This is a genomic window from Ruminococcus sp. CAG:57 (assembly GCF_000435935.1).
Taxonomy (GTDB): domain Bacteria; phylum Bacillota; class Clostridia; order Oscillospirales; family Ruminococcaceae; genus Hominimerdicola; species Hominimerdicola aceti.
In genome coordinates, this window is the sequence record NZ_FR890793.1 from 94480 (window position 1) to 111927 (window position 17448).

The window sequence follows — 17448 nt, forward strand, 5'->3', positions numbered from 1 at the left end:
GGCTGGGCTTCACCTTGCGGTGGCGACTTCTAAGCCGCAGGTCTTTGCGGTGAAGATACTGGAGCATTTTCACCTTGCACAGTATTTTGACTACATAGGCGGTGCGGAGCTTGACGGCTCCAGGAGCGTAAAGGCGGACGTTATCGTGCACACTTTGAAAAACTGCGGTGTTAATGACCGCTCACAGGTGATAATGGCAGGCGACAGGCATCATGACGTGCTTGGTGCAAAAGCTCTTGGTATAGATTGTATCGGTATGCTTTACGGCTACGGCACAAGAGAGGAGCTTTCCAAGGCAGGTGCGGTGTATATAGCCGAAACGCCTCTGGAAGCCGCAAAATGGCTTCTGGGATAAATTTGACAGGTGTATAAAAGAGCGAAAACCTATTGCAAAAGTCAAATGTTTATGATATAATAAAATAAATTATTATGTGGCGGCATAAGAAATAAGCTTGTGATCCTGCCACGATCAAGAGGAGTTGTTTTCTGTGATAAAGTTTCGCAACCATATAGGGACTATAGGTATATCCACCGGATATCTCAGACAGCTTATCTCGGATACTGCCGAAAGCTGTTTCGGCGTGGCAGGACTTAACGCCTATGGTGCAAAACAGGGCGTTTCTGCAATGCTAAAGAAAGAGAACACCACAAAGGGCGTTATAATCCGTCAGGACGGGGACGAGCTTATCGTTGACCTGCACATCACTGTGAACTACGGCATAAATGTCGGAGCTATCGTTGACAGCATCATTCACAAGGTAAATTATGTTCTGACAGAGCAGGCAGGGGTCAACGTTAAATCTGTGAACGTTTACGTTGACGAAATGAAAGGCTGAACGTCCTAGGATATCTATAACAGTATAGGAGGAAAACTATAGTGATAAACGGAGGCTTGCTGCGTGACGCTGTCATAAGTGCCGCACACAGCATATCTAACAAGAAAAAATCAGTTGACGAGCTTAACGTGTTCCCAGTACCTGACGGAGATACAGGAACTAATATGTCAATGACTATAACAAATTCCGTAGCAGAGCTTGAAAATCTCAGCGACGATACAGACTGCTCAGTTGTGGCAAGCACAACAGCTTCTGCACTTCTTAGAGGTGCAAGAGGAAACTCAGGCGTTATACTTTCGCTTATTTTCAGAGGCTTTGCAAAAGGACTTGCAGGCAAAAAGGAAATGGGTGCGAATGAGCTTGTGGAGTCGCTGGAACAGGGCGTTTCAGGAGCATACAAGAGCGTAATGAAGCCTACAGAGGGAACTATCCTGACAGTTGCAAGAGAGTCTGCGGAGAAAGCAAGAGAAATGCTCCACTCCACAAACGATCCTATTATTATAATGGAGGAAGTTTGCAAACAGGCTGAACTTTCACTGAACGAAACACCAAAGCTTCTCCCTGCTCTTGCCAAGGCAGGCGTTGTTGACGCAGGCGGCAAGGGACTTCTCATTATCTTTGAAGCAATGAGAGATGTATTCAAGGGTGGCGAAATAGTAAAGGCTGATGCTCCTGCACAGAAACAACAGGTAACAGTCGACACATTTGCGGCTACTGTTGGTCAGTATGACTGTGAGATACACTTCACATACTGCACTGAAATGATAATCACAAAGAAAGCTGACGCTGACGATTCATCAAAGCTGAGAGCTTATCTTGAAACCATAGGTGACTGCGTTGTAGTTGTCGAGGACGATGAGATAATAAAGGTACACGTTCATACCAACGACCCTGGTAAGGCTATCCAGAAGGGTCTTGAATTTGGCTACATCAATCTGCCAAAGATAGAAAATATGAAGCTCCAGCACAAGGCCAGACAGAAAGAAGCAAAACAGGAGTTCGTTCCTGCAAAGCCTGAAAAGCAGTACGGCTTTGTTGCAGTTGCGGCAGGAAACGGCATTGAATCAATGTTCAGAGATATCGGCGTTGACTGCATCGTTAAGGGCGGACAGACCATGAACCCTTCCACTGAGGATATACTTGCGGCAATAATGTCATGCCCCGCTGAAACGGTTTTCGTTCTGCCAAACAACAAGAACATCATCATGGCGGCTGAGCAGGCTGTTAAGCTTGCAGACAGAAAGGTATGCGTGCTTCAGACAAGGACTATACCGCAGGGAATGTCAGCAATGCTGGCATTTGACCCTGACGCTGATTTCAATACGAACCGCATTGAAATGACCAATGCACTTGAAAGAGTTGCCACAGGTCAGGTAACATTTGCGGCAAGGGATTCTGACTATGAGGGTCACGCTATCAAGCAGGGCGAGATACTCTGCATTGAAAACGGCAAGCTGAGCTTTGTGGAAAAGGACGTTTCAAAGGCAGCTTACAAGCTCACAAAGAAGCTTGTTAAGGGTGACAGCTCATTCATCACGATCCTTTACGGCTCAGACGTTACAGACGAGGCGGCTGAGGCACTGCAAAAGCAGGTAGCTGCGAAGTTCTCAAATCTTGATGTAAACCTTATAAACGGCGGTCAGCCTGTTTACTACTACATCATTTCTGTAGAATAAGATAACAAGGCGGACGGCATTGAGCTGTCCGCTTTTTTGTACAATGGAGAAATTTTTATGAGTGATATAACAAAGGTTCAGTGCAGGAAATGCCTGTTGGAGGATATGGACGAAAATGATTTTCTCCGTGATATGCGTTCGCACATTGCGGCATATCCTGCGGACAAGAAAGTATCAGAGGAAGAGTATCGTCAGCGTTTGGCGTTTTGCAAGGATTGTGAAAAGCTTGTGGACGGAATGTGCGTTTTATGCGGCTGTTATGTTGAGCTGAGGGCGTTGAAGATAGGTATGCGTTGTGCGGATATAAACAAGAAGTGGTAAAGGCATACTGTTCATTCAGGCAAGTTCCTTCCACCGCAAAATCGCTACGCTCTTTGCGGGTTTTACTTTGTTTATTTGGATAGAAAAAGCGGTGCAGAGATTTGTTCTCCGACACCGCTTTATTGTTTCTTTTACTGTTGTGTGCTTTTTTTACTTTTCTGCACCGCTTAGTCGGCTGTCGCCGAATGAGGCTCTGCCTCATACTCCGCAGGGGCTTTGCCCCTTGACCCCACAAGCCCTCTAACGCCGGGCTTGAGCCTGCGTTTTATCTCTCGCTACGCTCGGTGTTGGGGGCACAACTTTGGTCAGCTATGCCCATTCCTCACTCCTCACTTACTCCGCCATTGCTTCTTCCATTTCCTTTACAAGCTCTCCGAACATTGCAAGTGCCTCATTGATAGGCTGAGTTGTTGCCATATCTACACCTGCACCCTTAAGCAATGAGATAGGGTCAGTTGAGCAGCCACCTTTCAGGAATCCTATATAGTCCTTTACCGCAGGTTCGCCATACTTCAATATCCTCTGTGAAAGTGCGATAGCCGCAGAATAGCCTGTTGCATACTGATAAACATAATAGTCATAATAGAAGTGAGGTATCCTTGCCCACTCCAATTTTATCTCATCATCAAGCACTATTCCGTCACCGAAATAAAGCTTGTTTAGCTCGCCGTAAAGCTCGTTCAGTCCTTCGACTGTCAGACTCTCCCCTGCCGCTACCATTTCATTTATTTTCAGCTCAAACTCTGCGAACATTGTCTGGCGGTAAAGTGTGGTACGGAACTGTTCAAGGAAGTAATTTATAAGATACGCTCTCTGCTTTTTATCCTCGGTGTTTTTCAGCAGATACTGCATAAGAAGGGCTTCGTTGCAAGTTGAGGCTACCTCTGCCACAAAGATAACGTAATCTGAATATACCACAGGCTGATTTTTATTTGAAAGATACGAGTGGATAGCGTGACCCATTTCGTGCGCCAGCGTGAACATACAGTTAAGTGTATCCTTATGATTGAGCAGTACATAAGGGTGAACTCTTGCACCTGCGGAATATGCTCCGCTTGTTTTGCCCTCGTTCTCGTAAACGTCTATCCAGCGGTTTTCAAAGCCCTCTTTGAGTATGTTGAGATAATCCTCGCCCATAGGTGCAAGGGCTTTCAGGACAGTTTCCTTAGCCTCCTCAAAGGTTATCTTCATATCTGCGTCAGGAACAACAGGAGTATAAAGGTCATAGAAATGCAGCTCATCAACGCCCAAAAGTTTCTTTCTCAGTGCAACATAATCGTACATATAGTGCATATTGTCATGGACGGCTTCAATAAGGTTTTTGTACACTGAAACAGGTACTTCTGTTCCGTCCAAAGCGGCTTCAAGGCTTGAATCATATCTTCTTGCCTTTGCATAGAAGTTCACCGCTTTTATCTGTGCCGACAGTGTTGCCGCACAGGTGTTCCTGAACTTGTCAAATGTGCCGTACATAGACTCGAAAGCCGACTTTCTCAGTATTCTGTCTTCGCTCTGCACCAGTGGGATATAGCTTCCGTGTGTAACCTGATGAGCCTTGCCGTCCTTATCCACAGCGTCAGGGAAACGCAGGTCAGCGTCAGAAAACATAGAGTATATATTTTCAGGGGACTGACCCATTTCACCAGTCAGGGCAAGTATCTTCTCCTCAGCCTCAGAGAGGATATGAGCCTTTTTACGACGTAGCTTATCCAGCGCACGCTTATAAAGCTTCAACTCAGGCTTATCCTCATAGAATTTCTGAAGCTTATCCTCCTCGATAGAAATGATCTCAGGTGTTTCAAAGCTTCCTGCTGAATTTACTGCCACATAAGCGTTCATAAGCTGACCGATAAAGCCCTGATACTTTGCATTTGCAGTGTCCTCGTCAGAACGTCTTTGAGCATAGTTGCCAAGGCTGTCGCAAAGAACAGATATCTCGTCTGAAAGTTTCATAAAATCATAAAGCGTGTCAGCACTCTCGCTAAGTCTGCCCTTGAACGCCGCTATTCTCTCAGGCATAGCCTTCAACTTTTGCAGATCCTCCGCCCACTTTTCGTCAGTGGCATAAATATCCTCCAGTGCCCACTTGAACTGTTCAGGCACTTCACTTCTCTTAGGTATTCTTTCCTCGCTCATTTTCATGACCTCGTTTCTATAATAATAGGTATAGGCTTGTCTTGTGTGGTATTGCCTATGATTAATTTGCGTAACGCTGGTTACATTATACTCCATTGACGTACTTTTGTCAAATTAGGGCAGGTGAACTGTAAAATAATACACGATACAAATAAAAATACACCCAGCGGCATAAAGCTAGGTGCCAATCTCCTTTGCGAGCTTTATTGCCTGCTTTTTAAACTCTTCATCATATTGTTTTCCTGTTCCCATTGATGACACACTCCCTTGTTTTTATTATACTTTGATTGTTTTGTATGTGTCAAGTTTTATTATACAGGATTGCAACTATGATGCAGGAGATTCAGGGCTGATATAATCACAGCATAAAGAAAAGGGCAATGTCCTCCGTGAGTGGAAGGCATTGCCCTTTTTTCCTTTAGAAAAAATCAGTTCAATTGTTTTTGCAGTCATTGAAGGCGATACAGATCATCAAATAAAGTGTCTGCTTTGTACTGCTCCCTAAAACTATAATTTCATCATACGATACCCAATACCGATATGTGTTTGTATCAGCGCCTGACTGCTGTCACTAAGCTTTTTTCGCAGGGTAGCCATAAATACACGCAGGGAGGCTTCGCTGTTATCCGCAGGAGTTCCCCATACACTTTGGATAATGTACTTATGCGTCAGCACCTTGCCGACATTCTTGGCAAGCAGGCAAAGCAGCTTGTATTCTATCGGTGTCAAGTGAATTTCTTCATCATCAAGGTGAACACAGCCTGAAACATAGTCTATCCGTAATCTGCCATTGACAAACTCCGTGACCGAGATGTTTTCGGACTTCATAAGCCGCCTTTGTATCACCCTGAGCCTTGCGAGAAGTTCATCAACAGAGAAAGGCTTTGTCAGGTAATCATCTGCACCTTTGTCAAGGGCTGTTATCTTGTCCCTTTCCTCGCTCCTTGCACTGACTATGATGATAGGAACATCGCTCCAAGTGCGTATATGCTCTATCACCTCAACACCGTCAATATCAGGCAGTCCAAGGTCAAGTATGATAATATCAGGCTTATGCGAAGCGCTGAGCATGATCGCTTCATTGCCCCTGACAGCAGTAATAAAGCGATAGTCATTCATTTTAAGAGTAGTTGTAATAAGATTTCTGATAGGCTTGTCATCCTCCACCACCAGAACAAGATATTCATTCATTTAAATCGACCTCTCCTATTGGCAGAGTAAAGCTGACAACTGTACCGTTTGGTATGTTGTCGCTGACAGATATAGTACCGCCGTGTGAAGTAATAATTGACCTGCACAGTGCAAGCCCCAGCCCCAGACTTCTTCTGCTGTCTGAGGAACGGCTGCCGCCCGTATAGAACATATCAAATACCTTTTCTTTTTCTTCATCGGAGATACCAGAGCCGTGATCGGACACGGATATCACAACAGTATGCGCATTTTCTCGGCGCACACTGACGGTAACATCAGAATCCTCATCACTGTACTTAACAGCATTATCCAGAAGATTGACTATGACCTGTACGATAAGGTTCGCATCTGCCATAACGGGGATTATCTCGTCATACATATCAACGATGATATTTCGCTTTGGGTGAGTGCGTTTGGTGTGTCTGACAGCCTCCTGAACAATGTCATCAAGTATCTCTACCGAGATATTGAGCTGCATTCTGCCGTCCTCAATTCGTGTAGCGTATAAAAGATTTTCCACCATTTCGATAAGCCACATTGATTCGGAATAAATATCCGTGTATATCTGCTGACGTGCTGATTCATCAAGCGTATCGCCGCCGGAAATGAGCGTACTGGCATTGCCTGATATGGAGGTCAGCGGTGTTCTGAGATCATGGGATATGGAACGGAGCATATCAGCTCTAAGCTGTTCATTCTGCGCCAGAAGTGCCGCCTCCTCCTTTTCACGGGCATTCTGCTCAGCGATCAGGATATTGCGTTTCAGCTTATTGGCAAGCGTTCCTGCAATGAACGCTGTAATAAACATCGTCACAAATGTGACAAGATAGCCTGCATCGTGAACTGAAAGAGAAAACTCAGGATAGGTGAAGAAGCAGTTGAAAAGCATCACTCCTACTAATGATGATATCAGGCAGAAATACATCTTTGATGTAAAAATGGATATCACAAGCACAGCAATAATATACAGCATGATAATGTCCGCATCGGCAAGTTGAAAGGCTTTGAATGCGTATCCGGCAAGTGTTGCGGCTGTCAGCACCACAATACATATAGCGGAGTCTTTGAACACAGAAAATGCTTTAGAACTTTTTATAGAATTAGCAGTCATAAGGATCACCCTTGTTATTATAACATATCACTTTTGTGTTCGTCAACATCATCTTCTGACAGGTCGTGTTCACGTCTGCTCTTTTGTATCTCCTCGATGAATTCATCTACTTTTTTTCATAATATAAAAACCGTAGAGAAACATTGCTCATACAGACAGTGCAAGCAGAACATCTCTCACACGATCATCTCCTAGATTCTGAAACACTTCTGGATATCCCGAACCTCACCTATGACAAATGCGATGTCATCAGTTTCAATTACAGTGTCCGGTGAAGGGATAAATACCTCTTCTCCGCGTTTGATCGTCAGAATATTGATCTTGAATTTCTTTCGTATATCAATCTGTGAAAGCGACTTTCCGAACCAGTCCTTCGGTACTTTCAGTTCGTAGATCGAGTAATTGTTATCCAGATGAATAAAGTCGAGTATGCTGTCTGATGCATATTTTGTAGCGATGCGAAGTGCCATCTGCTTCTCAGGATAGACAACCTCATCGGCTCCGTTTTTAAGCAGGAATTTCATTTGTACATCATTTGTCGCACGGGATATGACTTTCTTTGCCCCCAGCTCCTTGAGCAAAGACGTTGTTTCCAGAGAAGACTGAAACCGGCTGCCGAGTGCAACGATACAAACATCATAGTTTCCTACACCAAGCGAACGGAGAAATTCCTCATTGGTGCTGTCACCGATCCTTGCGTTGGTCACATAAGGCAGGATATCGTTGATATGCTTCTCATTTTCATCTACTGCCATGACCTCACACCGAAGCTCCTCCATGCGTCTGGCAATATGACTGCCGAATTGACCTACTCCGATAATTAAAACTGTTTTCATATATAAGACTCCTTATCCTACAGATATTTTTTCAAGCGGTAAGCGTGAATTCTGGCTGTCCGCCGACGGCAGAGCTGCATAAATGAGTGTCAGTCCGCCGACTCTCCCGAAAAACATAAGTATCATCAGTATCACACGGGATACAGCAGACAGACCGCTTGTAATGCCGAGTGACAGCCCTACAGTACCGATAGCTGAGCTTGTTTCAAACAGACAGGTCAGCAGCGGTAGATTTTCCACTCTGCTGATAATGACACCGCTTGTAAAGAACAATACAAGATACATAAACAAAACAGCGCCTGCACTGCGGACAGTTTCGTCTGATATTCTTCTTTTGAAACACTGCACATCATTTCTGCGGCTAAACACTGTGATCGCAGAAAGGAACAGAACAGCAAAAGTCGCTGTTTTCATACCGCCCGCGGTGGAACCTGGAGAACCACCTATAAGCATAAGAATGATCATAATGGCTGTACCTGATTCATCCATAGCAGCGAGATCAGTTGTGTTAAAGCCTGCGGTTCGTGTTGTGACAGACTGAAACAGTGAATGGATCGTCCGGTCATGGATAGTCCCATGGTCATATTCAAAAAAGAAGAAATACAGCGCAGGCAGAACGATCAAGACAGCAGATGTCATCAGTACGACCTTGCTTTGCAGAGAGTAGCGCCTGATCCTGTGCTTGTGTGTTCCGATATCGCCCCAGACGAGAAAGCCGATGCCTCCCGTAATAATTAGCAGCATAATGATGATATTGAGATAGATGTTGCTGTGGTAAAAGGTCAGCGATGAGAACGGTTCTTTTATGCCTAACAGATCAAAGCCTGCATTGCAAAAAGCCGATATGCTGTGAAACAAGGAATACCACAGTCCCTTAGCGATACCAAGATCATTGCAGAAAACGGGTGCAAGCAAAGCCGCACCGATCATCTCTATGATAAGTGATGTTTTAAGGATAAAGCCTGTCAGCTTCACAATACCGCCTACCTGCGGTGCGGAGATGGATTCCTGCATCGTACTGCGCTGCCACAGACCGATTTTCCGCCCTGATGCTCTAATGATCGCAAGCCCGACGGTGATAACGCCCATACCTCCGATCTGAATTAGCATCAGAATGACCACCTGCCCAAACATAGACCAGTATGTAGCAGTATCCTTTACAACAAGCCCAGTCACACAGGTAGCTGAAACGGCTGTGAACATTGCATCAGGGAATGAAGTCACACACCGCTGCCTTGATGAGATCGGCAGCATCAGAAGCAGCGTGCCTACCAGAATTAGGCAAAAGAAGCTGATAATGATGACCCGAAATGAAGTCATATGAGTTCTGTTTTTTACTCTATTTTTATGTAACATCGTACACCTCTCGTTCAAATTATAGCTTTATTATATCACATGAGCGGTTAAAGTGCTGTTAAGATTACGGTTACGGCGTTAAGATTTCGTTAAGGCACAATATTGATGTGTGCCGCTTGCCCGTAGTCTATTAGAACACCTGCAAACCGTTCCACACAAGTCCGTATCATCATTATGGCGCGCGCCACAATGACAGCATACCCTTTTTGAAACTGAATAACCTGAGATTTGCTCACACAAGTACTTCTCAGGTCTTTTCTTTTCAGGCGGTTAGTTTTCCGCTCGGCAGGCTCGGACGGCTCTGAGGGGCGTTTCCGTTCGTCTGAAAGCACTGTCAAGCCGAGGTCATCGCCAATGCTCTTGGTGGTGAAGCAGAGACAGAAGAGAATGAGGACACTAATAAAAAAAACAGGCTCTTGATACAAGAACCCGTTTTCATGGTGCCGGTGACCGGGGTCGAACCGGTACGGTATCGCTACCATCGGATTTTGAGTCCGACACGTCTGCCAATTCCATCACACCGGCACATAACATTATGATTATAGCACACTTTTTTCATTTTGTCAAGCAAACTGCAAGTAAATTCTGCATTTACTGGTTTGTATATTTTCAACATAAAACACATTTGACGACTCTTGACTTTTGGAGAATTTTATGATATAATTAAAAACAAGGCAGTAAAGAAATTATTTTCTCCGTCATCGGCAATTACGGAACTGCTGCCGCAAAATAATCGGGAGGGATCTATCGTGAATATAAATGAAATGACAGTGCTTATATGCGACGATTCTATGTTCGCTCGCAAAAAGCTCAGTATGTCTATTTCTGGATTTGGAGTAAAAGCCGTTTATGAAGCAGCCGACGGTGAGGAGGCTGTCAGCAAATATAAGGAGTTCAAGCCTGACGTGGTTTTCATGGATATCATCATGCCAAAGGTAACAGGTATTGAAGCCCTCAAACAGATAATAGCAGAAGACCCTGACGCTAAGGTGATAATGGCTTCTTCTGTTGGTACTCAGAGCCATTTGAAAGACGCTCTTAAGTCGGGAGCTGTGGACTTTTTGCAGAAACCTATAGCTGATAATGACGCTCTTAATGTCCTTGAGAACGTTGCAAAGGGGGTACTGTAAATGTTTGCGCAGTTTTTTGGAGGCTACCTCTTTAACCATAAGCTTTGTACCGCTGAGGATCTTACTCAGGCTTTCGAGGCTAAAAAGCATACAAGACTTCGCCTTGGCGTTCTCGCTATAAACGCTGGTCTTATGACAGCCGAGCAGGTGGAGCACGTCAATATCACTCAGCAGAGTGTCGATAAACGTTTTGGCGACCTTGCCGTGGAGCTTGGCTATGTTACCGCTGACGACGTTGAAAAGCTTCTCGCTCAGCAGCCTACAGATTACCTTCTCCTGGGTCAGACCCTTGTTAATAACGGTGCTCTTACCAATGCTGAGTTTGAAAAGGCACTTAAAGACTATAAGGCTGAAAATCAGATAACCGACGATATTTCAGACAATCAAACAGAAACTCTACATAACCTTATCAATGAGTTCTATCATTTTGACAATGATGAAAATGCTCGTATCTGTACTGATTATGTTACTTTGCTTTTCAAAAATCTTATCAGATTTATCGGTGACGATTTCACTCCTATGGAAGCGTCAGTTATAAAGAATTTTGCAGCAGAACATATCGTTATCCAAAAAATAAATGGAAAGTATAACGCTGAGGCTTGCATTGCCACAGATTCAAAGACATATATGGCTTTCGCTGAGAGGTTTGCCAAAGAGAGCTTCACGGAGGTCGATGACTTTGTAAACGCTACAGCAGGCGAATTTCTGAACGTAAACGACGGTCTGTTCGTTGTAAATGAGTCAAACGAGCATGGCGTTGAACTTACACTCACACCGCAGGAATTTTTGGAAAATGGTGAGCTTGCCCTGTCAGGCACTGCATTCTGTATCCCGGTGAACTATCCGTTTGGCAAGCTGAATTTCATCATTGCCACCTGATATAATTTTACAAGCACATAATATCCGCCGCTGTCCAGCTTTGTTCAGCGGCGTTGATGTTCTTTGCCTTTTTTTATAACTTTTTTTCAAAAACACTTGAAATTTCATTGGAAGTATGTTATAATAGTAAGGTAACAAAAGTTAGATTGATATGATTCAGTTATTGTTCCTCATCAATCCGAGATATAGGTGTGCGGGTCCTGTGCAATGAAACGCTGTGAACCATGTCAGGCGGGGAACCGAGCAGCATTAAGCGGTTTGTTTCGTGTGTCACAGTTCCGCCCGCACGCCCATATGTCGGATTGATTTTTTTATTTTCTTGATTGGAGTGAGAGTTTTGTATCAGGCATTGTACAGAAAATGGCGTCCAATGTCATTTGACGATGTTGTTTCACAACCGCATATTACAACTACTCTCAAAAATCAGATAAAAAGCGGCAAGACCGCCCACGCCTATCTTTTCACAGGCTCGAGAGGTACGGGAAAGACCACCTGCGCAAGAATTTTTGCAAAGGCTATCAATTGCCTTGACCCACATGACGGTGAGCCATGCCTTGAATGTGAGATATGCAAAGACGCTGACAACGGCACTCTTTCCGATATTATCGAGATTGACGCTGCTTCAAATTCTAAAGTAGACGATATCAGAGAACTGCGTGAAGGCGTTGTCTATACTCCTGAAAGATGTAAATATAAGGTATATATCATAGACGAGGTGCATATGCTTTCCGCCGGCGCATTCAACGCCCTGCTGAAAACTATGGAAGAACCTCCTCCGCATGTCAAGTTTATTCTTGCCACTACGGAGATACATAAAGTTCCTGCAACTATCGTGTCGAGATGCCAGCATTTCGACTTCCACAGGATAAGAAACGAGGATATCGTTTCAAGGCTTATGTATATTGCTTCTCAGGAGGGCTTTACCCTCCACGAAGATGCCGCAGGCATGATAGCAAGGCTTTCTGACGGTGGTATGCGTGACGCACTTTCCCTTTTAGACCAGTGCGTTGCCTATGAAAATGACATCACCCTTGACGTTGTTTCCTCAGCTTCCGGCATTGCAGGACGTGATTATCTTTTTGATATTCTCGAAAAGATAGCCGAAAAGGACGCCGCAGGCGCACTCAGAGTCGTTGACAAGCTTTATGATATGTCAAAAGATCTGAAAGTCTTGGCAGGTGAACTGCTCGCTCAGATGAGAAATGTCATGATAATCAAAACTATCGACAACAACAAGGATCTTATAACTTGTCTGCCTGACGAGTATGAAAGACTTAAAGCCCTTGCAGAACGCATGAAGCTGGACGAGATACTCGGGGATATAAATACTTTGCAGGAGTGCAGCGAGCGTTTTGCAAAAAGCACATCAAAGCGTATCGAGCTTGAAATGTGTATCATAAAGCTGTGCGGAGCTGCTCAAAAAGCAGGTGCAACTGTGCAGGCTGTATCAGGCAATGCTGAGATCACGGTGCTTCTTAATAGAATAACTCAGCTTGAGAATGCACTAAAAAATGGTGCCGTTTTGCAGACTCAACCGCAGATCGCCACTCCAGTTCAGCAGGAACAAGCTCCACCACCAAAGCCTTTAGACCCGGATTTCAAGAAAATGAAAGCAAGCGACTTCAAGCTTGTGCAGACTTGGGACAACATTGTGGAGCAGGTCAAGCAGACAAATCCTGCCATAGGCTGTTTCTTAGTCAATTCAAAGGCTTATATGTGTCAGAATGTGTTGCTTATGATAGTACACAATGACTTTTATCTCAAAAAGTTCAAAGCAAGCGGCGATGCTACGGTGCTTAATGAGATACTGAAAAATAATTTCGGACAAAACTTCACTATCAAAGTCAAATCAGCCAAAAATGTCGCACCTGAGGATACGGAAAATCCTATAAATCAGTTGCTTGACAAAGCGAAAAAACTTGATATTGAAGTTGATATAAAAAAATAATTTTGAATATAAGGAGTTTTTAAAATGAAAGCAAGACTTCCACAGGGAATGGGCAAGGGTCCTTCCAATAACATGAATCAGATGCTCAAGCAGGCTCAGAAAATGCAGGACGAGATCACAGCTCTTCAGGCAGACCTTGAGCAGAGAGAGTTCACAGGTACAGCAGGCGGCGGAGTTGTTGAGGTAACTATCAACGGCAAGAGAAATGTCCTTAAGCTTGATATCAAGCCTGAGGTAGTTGATCCAGAGGACGTTGAAACACTTCAGGACCTCGTTATGGCAGCTTTCAATCAGGCTGTTGCTAACCTCGATGAAGTAAGCGACACTGAAATGCAGAAACTCACAGGCGGAGTATCATTCCCAGGTCTGTTTTAATGGCTGAGTCAAACGCACTGCCTTTGGTACTTCTGGCAGAGCAATTTGCAAAGCTCCCTGGTATAGGCATGAAGTCCGCACAGCGCCTTGCCTACTATGTTATGTCCATGACAGACGAGGACGCATCGGCTTTTGCAGCGGCTATCACTAATGCCCACAAAAGCGTTCATCTTTGCAGTGTTTGCCAGAACTTTACTGACAAGCCAAAGTGCCCTATCTGTGCCGACCCAAGACGTGACCACACAACGGTCTGCGTAGTAGAAGACCCAAAGGATATAGCCGCTTTCGAGCGTACTAAGGAGTACAAAGGCGTTTACCATGTTTTGCATGGACTTCTCTCCCCTATGGACGACATTTCCCCTGACAAGCTTAAAATAAAAGAACTGCTTGCGAGGATAGAGCCTGAGAATGTTAAAGAAGTCATTATGGCTACTAATCCTACAGTTAATGGTGAAGCTACGGCAATTTACATTTCAAGGCTGCTGAAACCCCTTGGTGTAAAGGTCACACGTTTGGCGTTCGGTCTACCCGTTGGCGGAGTGCTTGAATATGCTGATGAAGTGACGCTTTACAAGGCTTTGGAAAATCGAAACGAAATATAAGAAAAAACCTCCCCGAACTATTCGGAGAGGTTTTTTTTACGTCTAAGATTTTTGAAAAATTCCGTCAGTGTATCTGCACACCGCTCTTGCAGTATACCGCCTGTGCAAAGAGGTTTGTGATTATAGGGTAGCTCAAAAAGATTTACCACCGACCCGCAAGAACCAGCCTTTTGGTCATACGCACCAAAAACCACACGCTCAATTCGAGAATTTATTATCGCACCCGTACACATAGGACAAGGCTCGAGAGTAACAAAAAGCTCACAACCCATAAGCCGCCAACCCCCAAGATTGCGACTCGCTTCCTCAATAGCCACAAGTTCGGCATGAGTCAAGGGGGAACGCCCATACTCACGACGATTGAATCCCCTGCCGATTATTTCACCGCTGGAACGCTTCACAACTATCGCACCCACAGGTACTTCCCCCTGCTCTGCGGCAATTTCCGCAAGCTCCAACGCTTTTTTCATGTAAAGCTCATCTCTCGTCATATTATCCTCGCACACACAAACATAGTCACAAGAATTGCAGCTATCCACACTGCGATCGAGTTAGTTGAAATGAAAGATTTAACTCGCTTTGACATGGTCATAAAAGAATTATCATTTTCAATGTTGAATGTCCAGTCACCAAAGCTTGTAAGCTTCGAGTACATCACAAGTGATACACCAACGATCACTGTACAGATTATGACTTCTGCTATTTTGGCATAAGGAAGATCATAGAGAACAATGTAACTTAATACAAAATTCGTGATGTGGGCGCAAATACTCATTGAAATTGCAGTAAAAACCGAGCCTGTTCGTATAGTAAAAAGTCCAAGAACTGCAGTGCAGCACACAACAAAAGGCAGATATGTAATATCATAGTAGCACAAACCGTTCACAACAGCAGTGATCATAATAGCGAAGGTGTCACCAAATTGACGAAAAGTCTGCAAAAAAACTCCTCGAAATACTATCTCTTGCATTATAGGAACAATGATCGCAAAGAAAGCAAAAGAAACAAGAGCAACAACAGGATCCTCAGAGAATACAAAAATAGAATATATCCCGTCTAAATGCACAGTTGAAAACAGCAGACTAAGGATATATTGTCCAACTCTGCCCACAACGATTATGACCATCATAATTACCACAGCAGTTCCACGCATTTTTTCGTAGCCCTTTGAATTTGCAAAAACGACTTTGTTAGGGATCTTAGTAACGATCTTAAAAATAAGACCAGGCACAACAAACTTTGCAGCAAACAACAGACCTAAAATAAAAGTCATTCCAACACCATATCTGCCATATCCGCCATCTGTTTGAGAAAAATACACAAATGTACCAGTTGTATCCGGTGCGTATTTATTCACTATAAAATAGTTAAGAAAATCAATAGCAAGCATTACCACAAGACAAATGCCCAACAAACTACAGCATTTTAGCATAGAGATCCTCTCAGCTACCTCTGCCTTATGAGGCACAAAACCCTCGCCATCAATGTATGAGTGTTCTCTTGTATCATGTGTAAACTGGAATCCAAACGAATTCTGAGGATTTGAACGCCACTTTGCAAACGACTTCTTATAATCATCACTCTGATTTTGATAAGTTGTATCCTGGGCAACGTCAATCATATAATCTTTAGTATTTGTATCGTTCAAATTCTCACCTCCGATATACTAATTATAGCATATCACCGTACTTTTTTAAAGCATGCAAATATCATTTAACTTATTATTCATAATATTTTAAGACAAAAAAAGATCGGATACATATTGTACCCGATCTTTATATAGCAAACTAAAAATTAGTCTCTAACAGCAGTAACGACGCCAGAACCTACTGTTCTACCACCCTCACGGATAGCGAAACGAAGTCCCTCTTCGATAGCGATTGGAGTGATAAGCTCAACGTCCATCTCTACGTTATCGCCAGGCATGCACATTTCCTTGTCAGCAGGAAGTGTGATAACGCCAGTAACGTCAGTTGTTCTGAAATAGAACTGTGGTCTGTAGTTGTTGAAGAATGGAGTATGACGGCCGCCCTCTTCCTTCTTCAGAACGTAAACCTGACCTGAGAACTTTGTGTATGGGTGAATGGAACCTGGCTTACAAAGAACCTGGCCTCTCTGAATGTCAGATCTCTGGATACCACGGAGAAGTGCACCGATGTTGTCGCCTGCCTCAGCGTAGTCAAGGATCTTTCTGAACATCTCGATACCTGTTACAACAGTCTTTGGTCTCTCAGTTGAAAGTCCGAGGATCTCAACTTCGTCACCAGTCTTGAGCTGACCTCTTTCAACTCTACCAGTAGCAACTGTACCACGGCCTGTGATTGTGAATACATCCTCAACAGGCATCAGGAATGGGAGATCAGACTTTCTGTCTGGTGTTGGGATGAATGTGTCAACAGCGTCCATAAGGTCAAGGATTGGCTTGTAAGCTGGATCTGAAAGATCGTCTGGAGCTTCAAGAGCTGCAAGAGCTGAACCCTTGATGATTGGAGTCTCGTCGCCAGGGAAATCGTACTTGTCGAGGAGCTCTCTGATATCCATCTCAACGAGGTCGAGAAGCTCTTCATCGTCAACCTGGTCAGCCTTGTTCATGAAAACAACGATAGCTGGAACGCCTACCTGTCTAGCAAGGAGAAGGTGCTCTCTTGTCTGAGCCATAGGACCATCAGAAGCAGCAACTACGAGGATAGCGCCGTCCATCTGAGCAGCACCAGTGATCATGTTCTTTACATAGTCAGCGTGGCCTGGGCAGTCAACGTGAGCATAGTGACGGTTCTTTGTCTCATACTCAACGTGAGCTGTGTTGATTGTAATTCCTCTCTCTCTCTCCTCTGGAGCTGAGTCGATGTTGTTGTAATCCTTCTTCTCAGCAAGACCTTCAAGAGCAAGAGTCTTTGTGATAGCAGCAGTAAGAGTTGTCTTACCGTGGTCAACGTGACCGATTGTACCAATGTTAACGTGTGGTTTGGTTCTTTCGAAATGTGCCTTTGCCATAGGAATTTTCCTCCTTAAAATTTAATAGTTTCCGATTTAACATACCGTAGTATAATT

At 44.1% G+C, this 17448-nt stretch carries 17 protein-coding genes, 1 tRNA gene and 1 other RNA gene; 10 read left to right on the forward strand and 9 right to left on the reverse strand.

What is annotated here, in order from left to right:
• From QVO88_RS11770 to QVO88_RS11785, 4 genes are all read left to right on the forward strand, one after another.
• The coding region (locus tag QVO88_RS11770; protein WP_288178047.1) for an HAD hydrolase-like protein at positions 1-355 on the forward strand (355 nt) is incomplete at its 5' end.
• A gap of 133 nt (positions 356-488) precedes the next feature.
• On the forward strand, positions 489-836 hold the full coding sequence (locus tag QVO88_RS11775; RefSeq protein WP_022288646.1) for an Asp23/Gls24 family envelope stress response protein: 348 nt from the start codon (positions 489-491) through the stop codon (positions 834-836).
• 41 nt (positions 837-877) lie between these two features.
• A complete protein-coding gene (locus QVO88_RS11780; RefSeq protein ID WP_022288647.1) occupies positions 878-2512 on the forward strand; it encodes a DAK2 domain-containing protein in 1635 nt (544 codons plus the stop codon).
• Positions 2513-2569: 57 nt separating this feature from the next.
• Positions 2570-2833, forward strand: coding sequence for a DUF6171 family protein (locus QVO88_RS11785; protein WP_022288648.1), 264 nt, complete (start codon positions 2570-2572; stop codon positions 2831-2833).
• A 333-nt stretch (positions 2834-3166) separates the two neighbouring features.
• Here the strand turns inward: QVO88_RS11785 and pepF are convergent, their stop codons facing one another.
• The 6 genes from pepF to QVO88_RS11815 form a co-directional block, all read right to left on the reverse strand.
• Positions 3167-4969, reverse strand: a complete 1803-nt coding sequence (pepF, locus tag QVO88_RS11790) for an oligoendopeptidase F (protein WP_022288649.1) — start codon at positions 4967-4969, stop codon at positions 3167-3169.
• Between the two features lie 507 nt (positions 4970-5476).
• Entirely contained in the window at positions 5477-6160 is a 684-nt protein-coding gene (locus tag QVO88_RS11795) for a response regulator (protein WP_022288650.1), read from the reverse strand.
• The gene (locus QVO88_RS11800) at positions 6153-7271 is read right to left on the reverse strand and encodes an ATP-binding protein (protein ID WP_022288651.1); all 1119 of its coding nucleotides are present in this window, start codon (positions 7269-7271) and stop codon (positions 6153-6155) included. The genes QVO88_RS11795 and QVO88_RS11800 overlap by 8 nt, the downstream gene beginning before the upstream one ends.
• 191 nt (positions 7272-7462) lie before the next feature.
• Positions 7463-8107: a TrkA family potassium uptake protein gene (locus QVO88_RS11805; protein WP_022288652.1), complete on the reverse strand. Its 645-nt coding sequence runs from the start codon at positions 8105-8107 to the stop codon at positions 7463-7465.
• A 12-nt stretch (positions 8108-8119) separates the two neighbouring features.
• Positions 8120-9463, reverse strand: a complete 1344-nt coding sequence (locus QVO88_RS11810) for a TrkH family potassium uptake protein (RefSeq protein WP_022288653.1) — start codon at positions 9461-9463, stop codon at positions 8120-8122.
• 438 nt (positions 9464-9901) lie between these two features.
• Positions 9902-9988, reverse strand: a tRNA-Leu gene (locus QVO88_RS11815).
• A gap of 224 nt (positions 9989-10212) precedes the next feature.
• Here QVO88_RS11815 and QVO88_RS11820 point away from each other — a divergent pair.
• The 6 genes from QVO88_RS11820 to recR all read left to right on the forward strand — a co-directional run bounded on the left by QVO88_RS11820 (position 10213) and on the right by recR (position 14397).
• Positions 10213-10593, forward strand: a complete 381-nt coding sequence (locus QVO88_RS11820; protein ID WP_022288654.1) for a response regulator — start codon at positions 10213-10215, stop codon at positions 10591-10593.
• A complete protein-coding gene (locus tag QVO88_RS11825) occupies positions 10594-11472 on the forward strand; it encodes a chemotaxis protein CheX (RefSeq protein ID WP_022288655.1) in 879 nt (292 codons plus the stop codon).
• 191 nt (positions 11473-11663) lie between these two features.
• Positions 11664-11763: signal recognition particle sRNA small type (gene ffs / locus QVO88_RS11830), an RNA gene on the forward strand.
• A gap of 37 nt (positions 11764-11800) precedes the next feature.
• Positions 11801-13420 (forward strand): DNA polymerase III subunit gamma/tau, encoded by a 1620-nt coding sequence (dnaX, locus tag QVO88_RS11835; RefSeq protein WP_265290433.1) that lies wholly within the window; start codon positions 11801-11803, stop codon positions 13418-13420.
• A gap of 24 nt (positions 13421-13444) precedes the next feature.
• Positions 13445-13795 carry a YbaB/EbfC family nucleoid-associated protein gene (locus QVO88_RS11840; protein ID WP_022288657.1) on the forward strand — a complete coding sequence of 117 codons (351 nt, stop codon included), beginning with the start codon at positions 13445-13447 and terminating at the stop codon, positions 13793-13795.
• Positions 13795-14397 carry a recombination mediator RecR gene (gene recR, locus QVO88_RS11845; protein WP_022288658.1) on the forward strand — a complete coding sequence of 201 codons (603 nt, stop codon included), beginning with the start codon at positions 13795-13797 and terminating at the stop codon, positions 14395-14397. Before QVO88_RS11840 ends, recR begins: the two co-directional genes overlap by 1 nt.
• 17 nt (positions 14398-14414) lie before the next feature.
• Here the strand turns inward: recR and tadA are convergent, their stop codons facing one another.
• From tadA to tuf, 3 genes are all read right to left on the reverse strand, one after another.
• Positions 14415-14888 carry a tRNA adenosine(34) deaminase TadA gene (gene tadA / locus QVO88_RS11850; RefSeq protein ID WP_022288659.1) on the reverse strand — a complete coding sequence of 158 codons (474 nt, stop codon included), beginning with the start codon at positions 14886-14888 and terminating at the stop codon, positions 14415-14417.
• Positions 14885-16045 carry a CPBP family intramembrane glutamic endopeptidase gene (locus QVO88_RS11855; RefSeq protein ID WP_022288660.1) on the reverse strand — a complete coding sequence of 387 codons (1161 nt, stop codon included), beginning with the start codon at positions 16043-16045 and terminating at the stop codon, positions 14885-14887. The genes tadA and QVO88_RS11855 overlap by 4 nt, the downstream gene beginning before the upstream one ends.
• A gap of 146 nt (positions 16046-16191) precedes the next feature.
• Positions 16192-17391: an elongation factor Tu gene (gene tuf, locus QVO88_RS11860; RefSeq protein ID WP_022288661.1), complete on the reverse strand. Its 1200-nt coding sequence runs from the start codon at positions 17389-17391 to the stop codon at positions 16192-16194.
• Positions 17392-17448: the final 57 nt, after the last annotated feature.